15 protein-coding genes are annotated in these 17,207 nt (G+C 69.7%); 8 read left to right on the top strand and 7 right to left on the bottom strand.

Going from position 1 to position 17,207, the window contains the following annotated elements; translation table 11 throughout:
- Window position 1 precedes the first annotated feature (1 nt).
- From IU450_RS21085 to IU450_RS21065, 5 genes are all read left to right on the top strand, one after another.
- Window positions 2-898 (top strand): SDR family NAD(P)-dependent oxidoreductase, encoded by an 897-nt coding sequence (locus IU450_RS21085; RefSeq protein ID WP_195151465.1) that lies wholly within the window; start codon window positions 2-4, stop codon window positions 896-898.
- A gap of 7 nt (window positions 899-905) precedes the next feature.
- Window positions 906-1,826 (top strand): ferritin-like domain-containing protein, encoded by a 921-nt coding sequence (locus IU450_RS21080; protein WP_195151638.1) that lies wholly within the window; start codon window positions 906-908, stop codon window positions 1,824-1,826.
- Window positions 1,827-1,837: 11 nt separating this feature from the next.
- Window positions 1,838-3,343 (top strand): flavin-containing monooxygenase, encoded by a 1,506-nt coding sequence (locus tag IU450_RS21075; protein WP_195151464.1) that lies wholly within the window; start codon window positions 1,838-1,840, stop codon window positions 3,341-3,343.
- A 94-nt stretch (window positions 3,344-3,437) separates the two neighbouring features.
- Window positions 3,438-4,217: a MerR family transcriptional regulator gene (locus IU450_RS21070; protein ID WP_195151463.1), complete on the top strand. Its 780-nt coding sequence runs from the start codon at window positions 3,438-3,440 to the stop codon at window positions 4,215-4,217.
- Window positions 4,218-4,257: 40 nt separating this feature from the next.
- Entirely contained in the window at window positions 4,258-5,352 is a 1,095-nt protein-coding gene (locus tag IU450_RS21065) for a methyltransferase (protein WP_195151462.1), read from the top strand.
- Between the two features lie 42 nt (window positions 5,353-5,394).
- Here IU450_RS21065 and IU450_RS21060 read toward each other — a convergent pair whose 3' ends face one another.
- Window positions 5,395-5,751, bottom strand: coding sequence for a hypothetical protein (locus IU450_RS21060; protein ID WP_195151461.1), 357 nt, complete (start codon window positions 5,749-5,751; stop codon window positions 5,395-5,397).
- A 275-nt stretch (window positions 5,752-6,026) separates the two neighbouring features.
- Here IU450_RS21060 and IU450_RS21055 point away from each other — a divergent pair, with 275 nt between their 5' ends.
- The 3 genes from IU450_RS21055 (at window position 6,027) to IU450_RS21045 (ending at window position 8,548) form a co-directional block, all read left to right on the top strand.
- Window positions 6,027-6,731 carry an ESX secretion-associated protein EspG gene (locus IU450_RS21055; protein ID WP_195151460.1) on the top strand — a complete coding sequence of 235 codons (705 nt, stop codon included), beginning with the start codon at window positions 6,027-6,029 and terminating at the stop codon, window positions 6,729-6,731.
- A 93-nt stretch (window positions 6,732-6,824) separates the two neighbouring features.
- Window positions 6,825-7,199, top strand: coding sequence for a hypothetical protein (locus IU450_RS21050; protein ID WP_181721350.1), 375 nt, complete (start codon window positions 6,825-6,827; stop codon window positions 7,197-7,199).
- Complete coding sequence (locus IU450_RS21045; RefSeq protein WP_195151459.1) at window positions 7,196-8,548, top strand: hypothetical protein; 1,353 nt, start codon at window positions 7,196-7,198, stop codon at window positions 8,546-8,548. Before IU450_RS21050 ends, IU450_RS21045 begins: the two co-directional genes overlap by 4 nt.
- Before the next feature lie 723 nt (window positions 8,549-9,271).
- Here IU450_RS21045 and proB read toward each other — a convergent pair.
- The 6 genes from proB to ndk form a co-directional block, all read right to left on the bottom strand.
- Window positions 9,272-10,414 carry a glutamate 5-kinase gene (gene proB / locus IU450_RS21040; RefSeq protein ID WP_228834921.1) on the bottom strand — a complete coding sequence of 381 codons (1,143 nt, stop codon included), beginning with the start codon at window positions 10,412-10,414 and terminating at the stop codon, window positions 9,272-9,274.
- A 54-nt stretch (window positions 10,415-10,468) separates the two neighbouring features.
- Window positions 10,469-11,923: a GTPase ObgE gene (gene obgE / locus IU450_RS21035; RefSeq protein ID WP_195151458.1), complete on the bottom strand. Its 1,455-nt coding sequence runs from the start codon at window positions 11,921-11,923 to the stop codon at window positions 10,469-10,471.
- 121 nt (window positions 11,924-12,044) lie between these two features.
- Window positions 12,045-12,311 carry a 50S ribosomal protein L27 gene (rpmA, locus tag IU450_RS21030; protein ID WP_195151457.1) on the bottom strand — a complete coding sequence of 89 codons (267 nt, stop codon included), beginning with the start codon at window positions 12,309-12,311 and terminating at the stop codon, window positions 12,045-12,047.
- Window positions 12,312-12,333: 22 nt separating this feature from the next.
- Window positions 12,334-12,645, bottom strand: a complete 312-nt coding sequence (rplU, locus tag IU450_RS21025) for a 50S ribosomal protein L21 (RefSeq protein ID WP_040775804.1) — start codon at window positions 12,643-12,645, stop codon at window positions 12,334-12,336.
- 342 nt (window positions 12,646-12,987) lie between these two features.
- Window positions 12,988-16,194 (bottom strand): translation initiation factor IF-2 N-terminal domain-containing protein, encoded by a 3,207-nt coding sequence (locus tag IU450_RS21020; protein WP_195151456.1) that lies wholly within the window; start codon window positions 16,192-16,194, stop codon window positions 12,988-12,990.
- A 470-nt stretch (window positions 16,195-16,664) separates the two neighbouring features.
- Window positions 16,665-17,081 (bottom strand): nucleoside-diphosphate kinase, encoded by a 417-nt coding sequence (gene ndk / locus IU450_RS21015; protein ID WP_195151455.1) that lies wholly within the window; start codon window positions 17,079-17,081, stop codon window positions 16,665-16,667.
- Window positions 17,082-17,207 lie beyond the last annotated feature (126 nt).

Below are 17,207 nucleotides of genomic sequence, written 5' to 3'. Positions count from 1 at the left end.
GATGTTCGGATTGGACAAGCTGGTGGGCCGGACTCGGCGCACGCACGGCGCGCGAGCCGTGGTCACCGGCGCGGGCAGCGGCATCGGCCGGGCGTTCGCGTTGGAGATCGCGGCCCGTGGCGGGCGGGTGATCTGCGCCGACATCGACGAGGCGCGCGCCGACGAGACCGTCGCCCTGATCGAACGCACCCACCCCGGCGCCGCCCACGCCTTCCGCTGCGACGTGGCACAGCGCGAAGACGTGGAGCTGCTGGCCCGCTTCGCCGAAACGCTGTTCGAGCGCCCGGTCAGCCTCGTCGTCAATAACGCGGGCGTCGGCATCGGCGGAAAACCGGTGGGCCGCATCGGCTTCGACGACTGGCAGTGGGCGCTCGGCATCAACCTGTGGGGCGTGGTGCACGGCTGCGAGGTCTTCGCTCCACGCCTGCGCGCCGCCGGGCACGGCGGCATCATCAACGTCGCCTCGGCCGCCGGATTCGCCGCCGCCCCCTCGATGGCCGCCTACAACGTGTCCAAGGCGGGCGTCCTGTCGCTGTCGGAGACCATGGCCGCCGAGCTGAGCGGCTCCGGCGTCGCGGTCACGGTGCTGTGCCCGACGTTCGTGCGCACGAACGTCGCCCGTGACGGCCGGATCACCAAGGAGTCGGCGCAGCTGGCCGATTTCCTCATGCGCTGGACCGGCTTCTCGCCCGAGCGCGTCGCGCGCACGGCCCTGGACGCACACGACCGCGGGCAGCTCTACGTGCTCCCCCAGCTGGACGCGCACGTCGTCTGGCTGCTCAAGCGGTACTTCCCCGCACAGTACACCTTCGCCCTCGGGCTCCTGGAGCGGTTGCTGCCACAGGAGGACTCGACCACCACCGACCGCACGTCGGTCACCGACAAGACAGGAGTCTGACATGGCCATCGCGATGGACTTCGACGACATGCTCCGCAAGATCAAGGACCGCCAGTGGGCGCTGGCCGACATCGACTGGGACGCGCCGGGCGCCGAGACGATCACGCCCGAACTGCACGCCAAGCTCAAGCCGTTCATGGCCGACCTGATGTGGATCGAGAACGTCGGCGCGCGCGGCTTCGCGGCGATGGCCAAGAAGGCGCCGACCGAGACGCTGCGCGAGATCTACCGCTACTTCCACGCCGAGGAGCAGAAGCACGCCAACGCCGAGCTGGCGCTGATGCGCCGGTGGGGCATGCTCGACGGTGACGAGATCCCGCAGCCGAACGTGAACGTGAAGCTGGTGATCGACTTCCTGGACAAGTACTCCGACGACATGTCGCTGTCGTTCCTCGGCACCGTGATCCCGATGCTGGAGGTCGCCCTGGACGGCGCGCTGATCAAGTTCATCATGGACGAGATCGAGGACCCGGTCTGCCAGGAGGCGTTCAAGAAGATCAACTCCGACGAATCCCGCCATCTCGCGGTCGATTTCGCCGTGATGGACCTGCTGGGCCACGCGCAGGCGCGCAAGCTGTTCATCGACCTGGTCGGCGGCTGGGCGAAGCCCTCGCTGATCATCGGCGTGCTGAGCTACGTACCGCTGCTGAACAAGATGCGCGACAACATCGTCGCGATGGGCGTCGACGAGGAGCGGCTCTACGGCGCGCTCAAGCGCTACGCGAACGTCGGCGAGCGCAGTGAATTCGCCCGCCGACTTCCGATGTACCAGATCGTGAAGATGCACGGCAGCTGGGTGATCGATCGCGGCCACCCCTACCACGTGGTGGCCGACGCGCTGGTGAAGATCACCGGGCTGATGCCGAAGGCGCTGCTGCGCAACAACCCGACCTGGTCGAAGGAACTGACCTACGAGCCCGCGGCATGACAGGGAACTCGATGAGCACGCACACCTTGGATGTCGCCGTCATCGGCGGCGGGTTCGCCGGAATCGGCACGGCCATCCGGTTGAAGCAGCGCGGAATCCACGATTTCGCGATCTTCGAGCGCGGCACGGCGATCGGCGGCACCTGGCGCGACAACACCTATCCCGGTGCGGCGTGCGACATTCCGTCTCGGCTGTACTCCTACAGTTTCGCGCCCAACCCGGACTGGTCGCGCACCTACTCCGGGAGCAACGAGATCCTCGGCTACATCGAGGCGATGGCCGCGGAATTCGGGCTCGGCTCGCACCTGCGGTTCGGGCACAACGTCACCGGCATCGTGTTCGACGAGCAGGCCGGAGTCTGGGAAGTCGCTGTCGAGGGCCACGCGCATCCGATCCTCGCCCGCACCGTGGTGCTGGCGTCGGGGCCGCTGGCCAACGCCAGTCTCCCGAATATCCGCGGCATCGAGACCTATCAGGGTCACAAGATCCACAGTGCCCGCTGGGATCACGACTACGACTTCACCGGTAAGCGCGTCGCGGTCGTGGGCACAGGGGCCAGCGCGGTCCAGATCATTCCGGAACTGGTCGAGAAGGCCGCCTCGGTGAAGGTGTTCCAGCGCACGCCCGGGTGGGTGCTGCCACGGATCAACCGGCAGACCAACGGCCTGACCAAGGAGCTCTACCGCCGGGTGCCCGCCGCCGAACAACTGGCCCGGCGCGCCTGGTTCTACGGACACGAGTCGGTGGCGCTGGGCGTGGTCTGGAACACGCCGCTGACCAGGGTGGTCGAGCTGGTCGGCAAAGCGCAGCTGCGCAGGCAGGTCAAGGACCCGTGGTTGCGCCGCCAGCTCACCCCGGACTTCCGGGCCGGCTGCAAACGCCTGCTGATGACCGACGACTACTACCCCGCCCTGCAACGGGACAACTGCAAGCTGATCACCTGGCCGATCGCCCGAATCTCCGAGCACGGCATCCGCACCGCGGAAGGCATCGAGCACCAAGCGGATTGCATCGTCTTCGCGACCGGATTCGACGTCTCCAAGACCGGGACGCCCGTGCCGGTGGTCGGGCGCGACGGCCGGGTCCTCGCGGACGAATGGTCGCGTGGCGCCTACGCCTACAAGAGCGTCGCGGTGTCCGGATACCCCAATCTGTATCTCACGTTCGGACCCAATTCCGGGCCGGGCCACAACTCGGCGCTGGTCTACATGGAAGCCCAGATCGACTACCTGGTCGGCGCGATCGGCCTCATCCTGGACCGGGATCTGCGGATGCTGGACGTGCGGCGGGATCGGCAGGACCGCTACAACGCCGCCATCCAGCGCAGGCTGTCGGCCACCACCTGGAACTCGGGATGCCGCAGCTGGTATCTCACCGAGGACGGCTTCAACGCCACGATGTATCCGGGGTTCGCCACCGAGTACGTCCACCAGCTGCGCGCGGTGGATCTCGACGACTACCTCGTGGTCGAATCCGGCGCCGACCAGCGGCAACCACGGGTCGCACCGGTTTCCTAGGTGCCGAGGGACCGGCGGCGCGGACGATAGACTCGGTCCGCAGGGAGTTCAGCAGCGCGCCGCCGGTCCATCGGCGCCGTGGTCAGCGAGGGAGGTGAGGTCGACGCCGGAGTACCGGATCGATGACCTCGCGCGCGCCGCGGGCACCACCACCCGCAACGTGCGCGCTTACCAGGAGCGCGGTCTGCTGCCGCCACCGGTCGGCAAGGACGGCCGGGCCAGCATCTACGACGACGCGCACCTGGAGCGGCTGCGCTTGATCGACGCGCTGCTGCAGCGCGGCTTCACCACCGCGCACATCGCCGACTTCATCACCAGCTGGGAGACCGGCAAGGACCTCACCGAGGTGCTCGGCCTGCAACACGCCGTCACGGCGTCCTGGGCCAAGGACGAGACCTTCGAGGTGCCTCGCGAGCTGATCGGCACCATCCTCGGCGCCGAGGCCGACGAGCTGGTCGACCGGCTGCGCGAGATGAAGCTGGTCCGGCTGGAGGGCGACACGGTGGTGTTCACCGAGACCCAGCTGCTCACCTCGTTCGCCGAACTGCACGAGTACGGCCTCGAACTGCGCACGCTCGTCGAGATCTACGCCAAGGTGGCCGACCGGATCGATGACATCACCCACATCATGATCACCGCCGCCAAACAGCACATCATCGACGAACACGGCCCCGGCTGGATGCCCGACACCAGCAGCGAAATCGCCGACACCACAACGATGCTCAACAAGATGCGCGAACTCGCCGTGGCCTCGGTCCACGCCACGCTCGCCCGCTCGCTGGACGTCACGCTGCGACGCGAACTCGGCGACTACCTCGCCACGGCGGCCGGAGAGAAACAGCGCAGCGAATCCGGTCGCGACGTACCCTCCTAGACAAAGCGCAGAGTGCCGACCTTCGACGGATGGAGTCGCTGTGGCGTCCGACCGACCGAGAATCCCTCCGCTGCCGCTGGTACGGGCCGTCGAATCGGTGCGCGGCGCGCTGGCCGTCGCGTTCCGCAAACTGGTGCCGGGCCACGTCGCGCTGATGGAGCTGATCGCGGCCGGATGGATCACCCAGGCCATCCATGCCGCCGCGGCGCTCGGCGTGGCCGACGAGCTCGCGGCGGGACCGCGGTCGGGCGCGGAACTCGCTGCGGCGGTCGGCGCCGACGAGGACGCGTTGCGACGGTTGCTGCGGCTGCTGATCAGTCACGGCATCTTCACCCAGCGGCGCGACGGACGATACGCGCTGACGCCGATGGCGCGGGCCCTGCGCCGTGACGCGGACGTCTCGTTGCGCGACGCGGTGCTGTTCTTCGGTTCGCCCGGTCACCGCAACCACTGGTCGCACCTGGTCGAGGCCGTCCGCACCGGCGAGCCGGTCGGCGAGAAGCTGGACGGGATGCCGTTCTTCGAATACGTCCAGCACGACCGCGAACTGGGCGAACTGTTCGACCGCGCGATGACCAGCATCGGCACCCTGGCGATGGAACCGCTGTTCGCCGCCTACGATTTCGGCCGCTACCAGACCCTGGTCGACGTCGGCGGCGGCGAAGGAACGCTGATCACCGAAATCCTGCGCCGTGCGCCACGATCGCGTGGCGTCCTCTTCGACCTGCCCGAGGTGGTCGCCTCGGCGCCCGCCCGGCTCGCCGAACTGGGTCTCGCCGAACGCTGCGCGGTGGAGAGCGGATCGTTCTTCGACAGGGTTCCCGAAGGCGGCGACGCCTACATCCTCAAGCACATCCTGCACGACTGGGCCGAACCGGACGCGTCGCGAATTCTGCGCACGCTGCGAGCGGCGATGGCTCCCGACGCCCGGTTGCTGATCGTCGAACTGGTCGTCCCCGAGCACACCGCGCCGCACCCGAGCAAATTCATCGACCTGGAGATGCTGGTCAATGCGGGCGGCCGGGAACGCACCGAGGCCGAGTACCGGGAGTTCCTGGCCCGGCACGGCTTCACGCTGACCCGGTGCGTGCCGACGGCTTCTCCGGACAACGTGCTGGAGGCCCGGCCGAGTTGACCACTCGGGCGGCGAAACCCGGTCCTGTGAACGAGTTCGCCGCTACGACGCCGCGGCGGGAACGACGAACGCCAGGGTGGCGATCCCTACGGCGCCGTCGGCCACACAGGTGACGCGCATCGGCTTGCCGACCGGCGTCTCCTTCGACTCGAAGCCGCTGTAGTAGCCGAACATCGGCCCGGACCGCACCGACGGCAGGAAGAGACCGAAACACTCGGCGTCCAGCACCGACGCGCCCTCGCCGCTGTGGCACAGGGCGGCCGCGTCGGTGACGCCGCGGTCGACGTAGCAGCCGGTCGGCTCGGCGGCGGCGGGCCCAGCTCCGGCCAGGGCGGCGACACCGCCGACAAGAAACAGCAGACCGGTTCCCGCGCCCACGCGCCGCATCATGGTGTGCACCGCAATCCTCCTCGGCAGATCTCGGCCGTACCCGGTTGTTGCCGTGCGGGGGCTTCTACTTCGCCCCCTGTGCGTCCCCGAACCTCTACGGATATTCCAGCAGAATCGGAGGGCACAATCGAGCGCGACACCGTCACGAAAGCACGGTTTTTCAGGCTGGATACCGGTCACGCCCGCCGGGGTCGTGGCGTGCCGCGTGGGAGATCTGCGGTCCCGGCGTCGGAACCGCTAGGCTACGAGCAGCATCGGCGGGTTCGTGAGGATGTGATGCGGCCGTGGAATGGACCTTCACTCCGGACGAGTTCGCCCATATCTGGCGCGAAACCGACCTGGATCGCCACCCGTACCCGCTGCGCATCCTGGAGACGCCCCGCACCGAGGACGAGGCGGAGAAGTTGCGCATCACCCTCGTAGAACGGCTGCCGGTCGGCTCCGACCCCGACCTCTCGGCCTGCCTGCGCATTCTGGCCAAGCCGCACACCAGGATCGTGGCGATCGGCGGCGCGCATCAGCCGGGCAGCGAACTGCGGCTGCTGGCCGCCGCCATCTACGACCGCGCCGTGCTCGCGGTGCAGGAACCCGGTGCGAGCCCGGATTTCGGTGGGCGCGTACGTATTTCGATCGGGCACAGCGCGAAACTCGGCCGCCGGATCGCGGCGCTGCTGCCGAACACCCCCGCGGGCCGCGAACCCGCCCGGGCAGCGTCCGGCGACGCGGTCCGCGACCAGGAGACGGTGCGCGCGCGCCAGCAGGCCGCGCCAAGGATTCGCAAGCTGCTGCTCGAGCCGCATACCGCCGAAGGTCACATCAGAATCGAACCGCGGCTCGATCGTCCGACGCCGCCACCGCCGATCCACTACACCTGGATCGACGTGCGGAACGACGGAAGATACCTGATCAAAGCGGGCGACGAAGTGCGCATCGCTCCCGCCTCCTCCGAGCAGATCGCCATCCAATTGCAAAAGCGCATACCGGTATAACTTGTTTTCGCCGCCGTGGGCGCCGACTATTGCTGACCCGGCACTCGGCTTCCGGTTAGTCTGGGGCGGACCGACCGATCTCAGGGGTGAGCGATGACGATCGAGACCAGCCGAGCCGATATCGCGCGATTCAAGGAGGCCGCGCAGGCCGGGACCGTCCAGTTCGATCCGGCGGCAGCTCGGCAATGCGCCGACATGTACGAACGGCAGGCCGATCGGCTGATCCACCTACAGCAGCGCCTCGAATCCGCCGCGGACCTAGGAGGTTTCGGTGGTTTCGTCTCCGCGCAGCAGTTGCAGGCGGGCTTCAGCCACAAGGCGCGCGACGCGGCGGCTCTGCTCGACCACTACATCGAGGCGGCCTACCGCATGAAGGAAGCGTTCTTGATCAGCGGAGGACTGTTCGAAGAGGCCGACGCCGCAGGCGCCGCCGCCCTGCGCGCGGTCCAGACGAGGTTGCCCCGATGACCGGCTCCGATCCCACCTACATCAACTCGATGGAGCACTTCGAGTCGATGCGGCACGAGGAGATCTACGCGAAGGCACAGCAGATCGACGCGGCGCAGGTACTGCGCGCGTCGACGGCCTGGATCGAGGTGGCCGGGGCGCTCACCACTTCGTTCCCGCTCACTCGCGGCGGTGTGGACCGCGTGATGGACTCGGCCGAATGGAAAGGCGCCGCGGCCGACGCGGCCCAGGCATCCGCCCGCAGTTTCGCGGCGTCGGCCGACGAGCTGGCCGCCGTGCTCGGCCAGGTGGGCGCCCGGCTCGGCGGGGTCGCCGCGGCCGCCGAAGCGGTGAAACTCGCGGTGGTGCCGCCCGGCGCCTCCGGACCCGTCGGCGCGATCGCGCAACTGCTGGAAGCCGCGCACGTCATCAACGCGCAGATGGCGCAGGAGGCGATGCGTCAGGAGGCCGTGCTCGCGATGAACATGGTCTACAAGCCCGCCTATTCCGCGGCGGGAACCGCCGTGCCCGCGCTGCCCCCGCCGCCCGCGATAACGGCGCCGTCCGCGCCGCGCTCGGTGCCCCCTGGCGCGCCGAGATACGCCACGCCCGAGCAAACGCCGCCGAACGGCCAATGGTCGCCGCGGACACCGCAACCCGCACCTGCCGCGCCGGAATCGTCCGAGCCGTCGCACAATCCGGCACCGCCCGCCCAGGCGAAGCCGGAGACCCAGCAGCCACCTTCGGCGCCACCCACCCAGCAGGCTCCCCCGCCGCAGCAAGCGCCGTCTACCCAGACGCCGACGCCACAGCCCACACCGTCCCAAGAGCCGACACCGTCCCCCCAACCGGCTCCGCCGACGCAGCAGGCGCCGCCCACCACTCCGACGCCACCGAGCCCTTCTCCTGCACCGAATATCCCGGAGCCAGTTCAACCGCCGAGTTCATCGGCACCGCCACCGCCTCCTCCTGCGCCGCCGAGCCCGGAACCAGTCCCACCACCGAGCTCATCGGCGCCACCTCCTCCACCACCCGCACCGCCGAGCCCGGGACCAGTCCCACCGAACTCATCGGCACCGCCACCGCCTCCGCCCGCGCCGCCGAGCCCGGAACCGGCCCCACCACCGAGCTCATCGGCGCCACCTCCGCCTCCACCCGCGCCGAGCCCGGAACCGCCGAGCCCGCCCCAAACGCAGATCCAGCCACCGAGCCCACCCCCCGCTCCACCCGCGCAGCCCCCGGCTCCCGGCCCTGCCAGGCCCGAGGTCCCGCTGCCCGACCCCGGTGGCCAACCCGGCGTCACCGGCCCGGTGGAAGGCAACCAACAGCAGATACCCACGACCAATCAACCCGGCGTGGTCCCGTCCTGACGGACGATCCGCGAACCTCGTCGCCACGGCGATGGGTCGGCAGTTTCCGGTCATCACGGCAGCACGGTTCCGGCCGACGGCTGCCACGAACTGTCGCGTCCGCTCCGGCTGACACCCACGGCACTCCACCGGCAACACGGCCGACCCGGCAACGCGGGCCGACCCGAACGCACGATCATGCGATCCGTGACATGCTCCGAAGACACTCCACCTCAGCGCATTCGGTGGGCGACAGGCACAGCGCCGTGCCGGTCGACGGCCCCATTCGCTACGAAGCACCGCAGTTATCGGATGGCCGACCGTTCGATCCCGTCGACGGCCATGCCGCTCCAGCCGAGACCCACCCGGCACGAAACCGCGTACGGATATCCTCACCACGCCATCTCGACAGACCAGAGCGCCCAACACCGTGGTGTCAGCCGGTTTCGCGAACGGCCCGGCCTGGTCCTGCTCGCGTCGCCATGACAGTCCAGCCGCGGCTGGACCAATCCGTGACCGGGCTCGGCGCACCCCTCATGCAGGTCGCCCCTGCGGTCAAAGCCGAAGCGATCGCCACCGCCCAGCGGATTCCACGCCGACGAGAAACGCTCGCCGGAGATCCGTCACACGCGAAACACGCTTGCGCTTACACGACCGAATGGATTCTGGGTCACGGGGTGGTGCCGCGACCGACCGAACGCGGGGATCTGCGTGGTCCCACACGGTCGAGCATTCGCTGTGCGATCAGACCTTGACCAGGTCGTCGGCGTGGATGACGGGGCGTTGCATCGTGTCGGGGAGTTCGGCGGTGGAGCGGCCGAGCATGCCCGCCAGTTCGGTGCTGTCGTATTCGACGACGCCCCGGGCGACGATCCGGTTGTCGGGGGCCACCAGATCCACCACGTCGCCGCCGTAGAAGCGGCCCCGGACGCCAACGATCCCGGCCGCGAGCAGCGACCGGCGCCGGTGCGCCACCGCTTGGACGGCACCGTCGTCGATCAGCAGTGCGCCGCGGCTGTCCGCGGCGTGCCGGACCCAGAACTTGCGGGCGGACAACCGCACCGGGCGCGCCGCGAAAGCGGTGCCGACGGTGCCGGTGGTCAGCGCGGTGGCGGCCGAGGTGGCGGCGGCCAGCAGCACCGGCACGCCCGCGTCGGCGGCCAACCGCGCCGCCGACAACTTGGACGCCATGCCACCGGTACCGAGCGCGCCCCCGCTGCCCGCGATGACGCCGTCCAAGTCGGCGCTGCTGCGCACCTCGGGAATCAGCGTCGCCGCGCCCTTGCGCGGGTCGCCGTCGTACAGTCCGTCCACATCCGACAGCAGCACGAGCGCGTCGGCGCCCACCAGGTGGGCGACCAGCGCGGCGAGCCGGTCGTTGTCGCCGAAGCGGATCTCTTCCGTCGCGACCGTGTCGTTCTCGTTCACCACGGCCACCGCGCCGAGCGAGCGCAGGCGATCGAGGGTGCGCTGCGCGTTGCGGTGGTGCTCGCGGCGCGCGAAGTCGTCGGCGCTCAAGAGCACCTGGCCGACCGTGCGGCCGTAGCGGGCGAACGAGGTGCCCCAGGCGTGCGCGAGCGCCAGCTGTCCAACGCTCGCGGCCGCCTGTTTGGTCGCCAGATCACGCGGACGGCTGGACAGGCCGAGCGGCGCGATACCCGCGCCGATCGCGCCGGAGGACACCACGACCACATCGGATCCGGCGCGCATCCGTGCCTCGACCGCGTCGGCGAGCCGATCCAGCCGCGCGGTGTCCAGGCCGCCTTTCAGACTGGTCAGCGCCGACGAACCGATCTTCACCACGACCCGTCGCGCCGCCGCGATCGCCAGCCGGGCGTCGCTCAGGCCCGGCGACTCCGCCTCGGCGGAAATAGACCTTACCTGCATCGCCACCGAACTCCCTGCACCACAATCGAATCCACGGTAGTCAGGGCGGTTGCCCTACTCCTCGTCGTCCCGGACCAGTCCGCGTCGCACCCGCGACGCGTGCTTGCGCTCGGCCGCGCTCACCCGGTCGGACTGCTCCAGCCGGATGTCGGTGCCGCGCCCGGTGGGCACCATATCGATACCCGCCGAGATCTGCGGCTCCCACTCGAACGTCACGGCGCCGATGGTCACCGGCGCGCCCGGCTCGGCGCCCAGCTTCACCAGCTCGTCCTCGACACCCAAGCGGGCCAGACGGTCGGCCAGGTAACCGACGGCCTCGTCGTTGTCGAATTGGGTCTGTCGCACCCAGCGCTCGGGCCGGGTGCCGCGCACGATGAAACCGCCCGGCTCCTCCGGATCGGCGATCACGCTGAAGCCTGCCTCGTCCACCGCGATCGGACGGATGACCGGACGCTTGGGCGCCGCCTGCGGATGTTCCTCGCGGTACGTGCGCACCAGGTCGGCGAGGGCGAAGGTCAAGGGGCGCAGGCCCGCCCGGCTCACCGCGGAGATCTCGAACACCGGCCAGCCCCGCTCGGTGAACTCCGGGGTCACCATTTCGGCCAGTTCGGCCGCGTCGGGCACATCGATCTTGTTCAGGATCACCACGCGCGGCCGGTCGGCCAGGTCGCCGAGCACGGCGTCCGCGCTCAGCGCGGGCTTGTAGGCGGCGAGTTCGGCTTCGAGCGCGTCGACGTCGGACACGGGGTCGCGGCCCGGCTCCAGCGTCGCGCAGTCCACCACATGGGCGAGCACCGCACAGCGCTCGAGGTGGCGCAGGAAGTCCAGGCCCAGGCCGCGGCCCTCGCTGGCGCCCGGGATCAAACCGGGTACATCGGCGACGGTGAAGGTGGTGTCGCCACTGGCGACGACGCCGAGGTTGGGAACCAGCGTGGTGAACGGGTAGTCGGCGATCTTCGGCTTGGCCGCCGACAGCACCGAGACCAGCGAGGACTTGCCCGCGGAGGGAAAGCCGACCAGCCCGACATCGGCCACCGACTTCAGCTCCAGAACCAGATCGAGCTCTTCGCCGTCCTCGCCGAGCAGCGCGAATCCCGGCGCCTTGCGGGCCTTCGAGGCCAGCGACGCATTGCCGAGCCCGCCGCGGCCGCCGCGGGCGACGATGAACCGGTTGCCCGCACCTACCAGGTCGACGAGTACCTTGCCGTCGTCGTCGAGCACCACGGTGCCGTCGGGCACCTTCAGCACCAGGTCCGCGCCCTGCTTGCCGTCGCGGTTGCCGCCCTCACCCGGTTTGCCGTTGCCCGCCTTCGCGTGCGGGTGGAAATGGAAGTCCAGCAGAGTGTGCACGTTGGAGTCGACCTCGAGGATCACGTCCCCGCCGTTGCCGCCGTTGCCGCCGTCGGGCCCGCCGAGCGGCTTGAACTTCTCGCGGTGCACCGAGGCGCAGCCGTGGCCGCCGTTACCCGCACGCACATGTAGTACGACACGGTCGATGAACTTGGACATACGCCGAATCATCCTCCTTCGGGACTGGTCGTACTCGGGCTGGTCGTTCGGGAACACGAAAAACGGGCCAGGGTTTCGAGACCCTGACCCGCTCGCTGTATATCCGGAAGTGGTTCGGCGGTCAGGCCTGAACCGGCTCCGGGGCCACGATGTTGACGGTCTTGCGTCCACGCTTGGTACCGAACTCGACCGCGCCCGCCGCCAGGGCGAACAGGGTGTCGTCACCGCCACGGCCGACGTTCACGCCGGGGTGGAAGTGGGTGCCACGCTGACGCACCAGGATCTCGCCCGCCTTGACCGTCTGGCCGCCGAAGCGCTTGACGCCGAGTCGCTGGGCGTTGGAATCGCGTCCGTTCCGGGAGCTGGACGCGCCCTTCTTGTGTGCCATAGCTGGTTCTCCTCGGGATGTCTTACTTGATGCCGGTGACCTTCAGGACCGTCAGCGGCTGACGGTGACCCTGGCGCTTGTGGTAGCCGGTCTTGTTCTTGAACTTGTGGATGCGGATCTTCGGGCCCTTGGTCTGCTCGACCACCTCGGCGGCCACGGAGACCTTGGCCAGCTTCGCGGCGTCGGTGGTCAGCTCGGCGCCGTCGACGACGAGAACCGGATCCAGCGCCACGGCGGTGCCCGGCGCACCCTCGATCTTCTCGACCTTCACCAGGTCACCGACCGCGACCTTGTACTGCTTTCCGCCGGTCTTGACGATCGCGTACGTTGCCATCGGTCGGCTGCCCTTCTTCCTCTATAGTGCTCTGCACTTGTTCACGCGGCGATTCCTCCGGTTTGATGCCACCGGAAAGAAACCGCCACACGACTGGTCTGGTAATCGCCACCGCCTCGGCGCCTGGTGGCTCTCGGTATCGAACTGTCGAGAACCGGGCCACGAAGACAAAATATGTTGTCACCGGGCAGCGACTGTCCAAGATTACAGGACGGCCACCGCCACGACCAAACCGGCGTCCGAGCGTGCCCTACCGGCATGCCACCGGTTCGCCGGCGGGACGCACGTGGCCCCCGCCGGAGAGACCGGCGGGGGCCACGCGAGGTGAGTGACGACTCTGTCCTACGCGTCCGGCGCACCTGCCGGACGGCCGACCGCCCGCCTGCGTGGCCTGTTGCGCTGCGGCAACTCGGCCGGTTGCGGCTGTGAGTAGTCGACCGCGGGCGTTGGCGCCTGCTCTCCGGTGGGCAGCACGAACACCGCCCCCGAGCTGTCCGCGGCAGGCGCGGCAGCCGAACGGGCAACCCGCCGGCGACGGGCCGGACGGGCCGGTTCGGGTTCGGCGACACCATTGGTGGACGCCTGCGCACCGACCTCGGCGGCCGGAGCCGCCTCGGTAGCAGGGGCGGGCTCGGCAACCGGCTCGGGCTCGTCAGCGGCTCGGCCGACGATGGGGGCCTTCTCCGCCCGCACCGGTTCGATCTTCTCGACCTGCTCGACGACCTCGACGACTTCCGCGGGCTCGGTCTCCGGCTCCTCCGCGGGCACCGCGACCGCTTCCGCGACCACCCGCTCCCCGGCGCCGGTGCCTTCGGCGCTCGCGGCCTCGACCGTCTGCTCGGCGACCGACGATCGCGTCGCGGCCTCGGCCGGTGCCTGCTCGTGCTCGGGCTCGTCGTCGGAGTGGTGCGCGGCCATCGCCAACGCCACCGGATGCGCCCGTTTGACGGCCGCCTCCTCCTCGGTGTGTTCGGCCGCGGGACCGGACCCGTTCGCGGGTTGGGCCTGCGCGGGCGCGGCCGCACCCTTGTCCCGGCCACGGCGCCTGCGCGAACCGCTCTCCCGGGTGCGCCCGGCGGCCTCTTCGCCGGAACCGGGCTCCACCGGGTAGGTGTGCACGAGGATGCCGCGACCGTGGCAGTGCTCGCAGGTGGTGGAGAACGCCTCGACCAGGCCGGTGCCCAGCTTCTTGCGGGTCATCTGGACCAAGCCGAGTGAGGTGACCTCGGAGACCTGGTGGCGGGTGCGGTCCCGGCCCAGCGCCTCGGTCAGGCGGCGCAGCACCAAGTCGCGGTTGGACTCCAGCACCATGTCGATGAAGTCGACCACGATCATGCCGCCGATGTCGCGCAGCCGCATCTGGCGCACGATCTCCTCGGCCGCCTCCAGGTTGTTCCTGGTGACCGTCTCCTCCAGGTTGCTGCCGCCGGAACCGGTGAACTTGCCGGTGTTCACGTCGATCACTGTCATGGCCTCGGTGCGGTCGATCACCAGGGTGCCGCCGGAGGGCAGCCACACCTTGCGATCCAGCGCCTTGGCCAGCTGCTCATCGATCCGGTAGGTCTCGAACACGTCGACGCCGTTGTTGTCGTGCCGGGAGACCCGGGCGAGCAGGTCCGGCGCGACGGTGCCGATGTACTTCTCGACCGTGCTCCAGGCCCGGTCGCCCTCGATGACCAGCTTGGAGAAGTCCTCGTTGAACAGGTCGCGGATGACCTTGACCAGAAGGTCGGGCTCCTCGTAGAGCGTCTTGGGCGCGTTGTTGTCCTTGCCCGTCTGCTCCCGGATCGTGCGCCAGGTCGCCTGCAGCCGCTCCACGTCGCGGGCCAGCTCGGTCTCGCTGACGCCTTCGGAAGCGGTGCGGATGATCACACCGGCGTCGGCAGGCACGATGTCGCGCAGGATCTCCTTCAACCGCTTGCGCTCGGTGTCCGGCAGCTTGCGGCTGATCCCGGTGGAGGTGCCACCCGGCACGTACACCAAGAACCGTCCGGCCAGGCTGATCTGCGTGGTCAGGCGGGCGCCCTTGTGGCCGACCGGGTCCTTGCTCACCTGGACCAGCACCTGGTCGCCCGGCTTGAGCGCCTGCTCGATCTTGCGCTCCTTGCCGCCGAGCCCGGCGGCCTCCCAGTTGACCTCCCCGGCGTACAGCACGCCGTTGCGGCCGCGGCCGATGTCGACGAACGCCGCCTCCATGCTGGGCAGCACGTTCTGCACCCTGCCCAGGTAGACGTTGCCGACCATGGACGCGGAGCCGGTGCTCGTGACGAAGTGCTCGACCAGGACGTTGTCCTCGAGCACGGCCACCTGGGTGGCGGTGGGGTGGTCCGGGAAGGACTTCTCGCGCACGACCATGACCCGGTCCACCGCTTCGCGCCGGGCCAGGAATTCCGACTCGGTCAGGATCGGCGGACGGCGGCGGCCTGCCTCGCGCCCGTCGCGACGGCGCTGACGCTTGGCTTCCAACCGGGTGGAGCCGGTAATGCCCTGGACCTCGTCGACCGCGACTCGGCTGCGGCTCTTGTTACGCGGTTCGCGCTCGTGCACGACCGTGTTGGGCGGATCGTCGTCGGAGGGCTCGTTCTCGCCGGACTCACCGGCCACCTTGCGCCGACGACGGCGACGGCGACGGCGGCTGGAGCCTTCCGGCACGCCGTCCTCGTCCTCGCCCTCGGCGGTCTCGCCGGATTCCGGCGCCTCGGCGGCCTCGGTGGTGTCGGGAGCCGACTCGTCCTCGGTCTCGGCCTCCGACTCGCTTTCCTCGTCGCCGTCGCCGTCGGACTGCTGCTCGCCCCGGCCACGGCCACGGCCACGGCGGCCACGGCGCCTGCGGCGCGGCTGGCCGTCGGCGTCACTCTGCTGGTCGGCCGACTCGGTCTCGTCCTCGACTATCTCGGTCTCGTCCTCGACGGGCTCGGGCGCGGCCACGGCGGGCTCATGCGTGGTCTCTTCGGTGCGCCGGGCTTCACGCTCGGCGCGGCGCTGTCTGCGCGCCGCCTCGGCGGCCGCGGCATCCGGCGGCAGGAACAGCGGGGCCTGCACGACGGCGGCGGACTCGAACACCGCCGGGGCGACCGGCTCCGGCTCCGGGCGCACCGAGTGCGTGAAGAGCTGGGTGGGCGGGGCCGCCGCCGCGCCGGGCGACGGCTGTGTGGCGCTCACCACATCCGGTGCGGAGAAGATGACGCCCACACCGGTGAACGGGGTCTCGGTCCGCGCTTCCGGAGCGGGTTTTGCCTGCTCGGCCGCCGCCGGGGCGGGGGCTTCGTCGGCGGGCTCGGGTGGCTGCGCCGGGGCGGGCGCCTCCGCCTGCGCGGCGGGCTGCTCGGCGTCCGCCTCGACGGTCACCAAGGCGTCGCGCACCGACTCCGCGACGGCCCGGTCGACGTTCGACTGCGCGCTGCGCGCGTCGGCCCCCAGCTCGGTCAGCTTGGCCAGGATGCGCTTGCTCGTTACCCCCAGCAGCTTGGCGAGTGCATGAACTCGGATTCGCTCCGGCAATTGTTCGGCATCCTGTGATGTTGTTTCCAGCGGCTCTTGATCGGCCACGAAGTCTCCTCGGGCCCCCGGGCGCGTCCCTCCCGGCGGGAGTGACGCGGCCGACGCGGGGGCGCTGTCCGTTCGACTCACACCCGGTGGGCGCGAGGTCAAGTGGTCTCGCCCCGCGTGCCCGGTTATTTCCTCGGTTGTTCGTCGTTCGGGCTAACTGGTCACGCGGCGCCTGGCTGTATGGCTGAACTCCGCGGATCGAGCGCTCATCCAGCAGGCCTACGCGAACAGCGGGCCCCATAACCAGGCCGTTTGTCCATGGCAGCGATGATCGGCATCGAACCGTGGTGTCATCCGGCTGCGCTCGTCACCTCTCGTTCGCGCACCTGCACGAACAGTCGGCGTCGAAAGCAGCCGATGCCAGTATCCCACACCGCGCGCCGGGCGTTCGCCATCGGCGCTCGACTCGGTCCGGCCCGCGGCGCGAAAGTAGGTGTCGCCGCGGCGCGGGCACGGCGCTCGAGACCCGGTCAGGCAGGCCGCTCGGGGAACCAGAGCGCGATCTCACGCTTGGCCGATTCGGGTGAATCGGACCCGTGGACCAGGTTCTCCTGCGTCTGGAGAGCGAAGTCTCCGCGAATGCTGCCGGGCACGGCTTTCTCGACCGGGTCGGTGCCGCCGGCGATCTGGCGGAACGCGGCGATGGCGCGCGGGCCCTCCAGGATGGCCGCGACGACGGGACCCGAGGTGATGAACTCGATCAGGGATCCGAAGAACGGCTTCTCGGCGTGCTCGGCGTAGTGGCCCTCGGCCAGTTCCTCGGACACGTGCTTCAGCTCGAGGGCGACGATCTTCAGGCCCTTGCGCTCGATGCGTGCCAGCACCTCGCCGACAAGGCCACGGGCCACACCGTCCGGCTTGATGAGTACCAACGTCTGCTCAGTCACGGCGCAAGCCTATCCGGCACGGTTGCGGGCGCCGCACCAGCGGTCGGACTGATCGATCCCGCGGTGCGGCCGGCAGCGCGACGCCGGGCCGAACCGGCCCCCGACCAGCGCGATCATCGCCGGGCC

The organism is Nocardia abscessus (assembly GCF_015477775.1).
Lineage (GTDB): Bacteria > Actinomycetota > Actinomycetes > Mycobacteriales > Mycobacteriaceae > Nocardia > Nocardia abscessus_A.
Note: the sequence above shows the minus strand (reverse complement) of the source record. Positions and strands in the feature narration are given on the sequence as shown.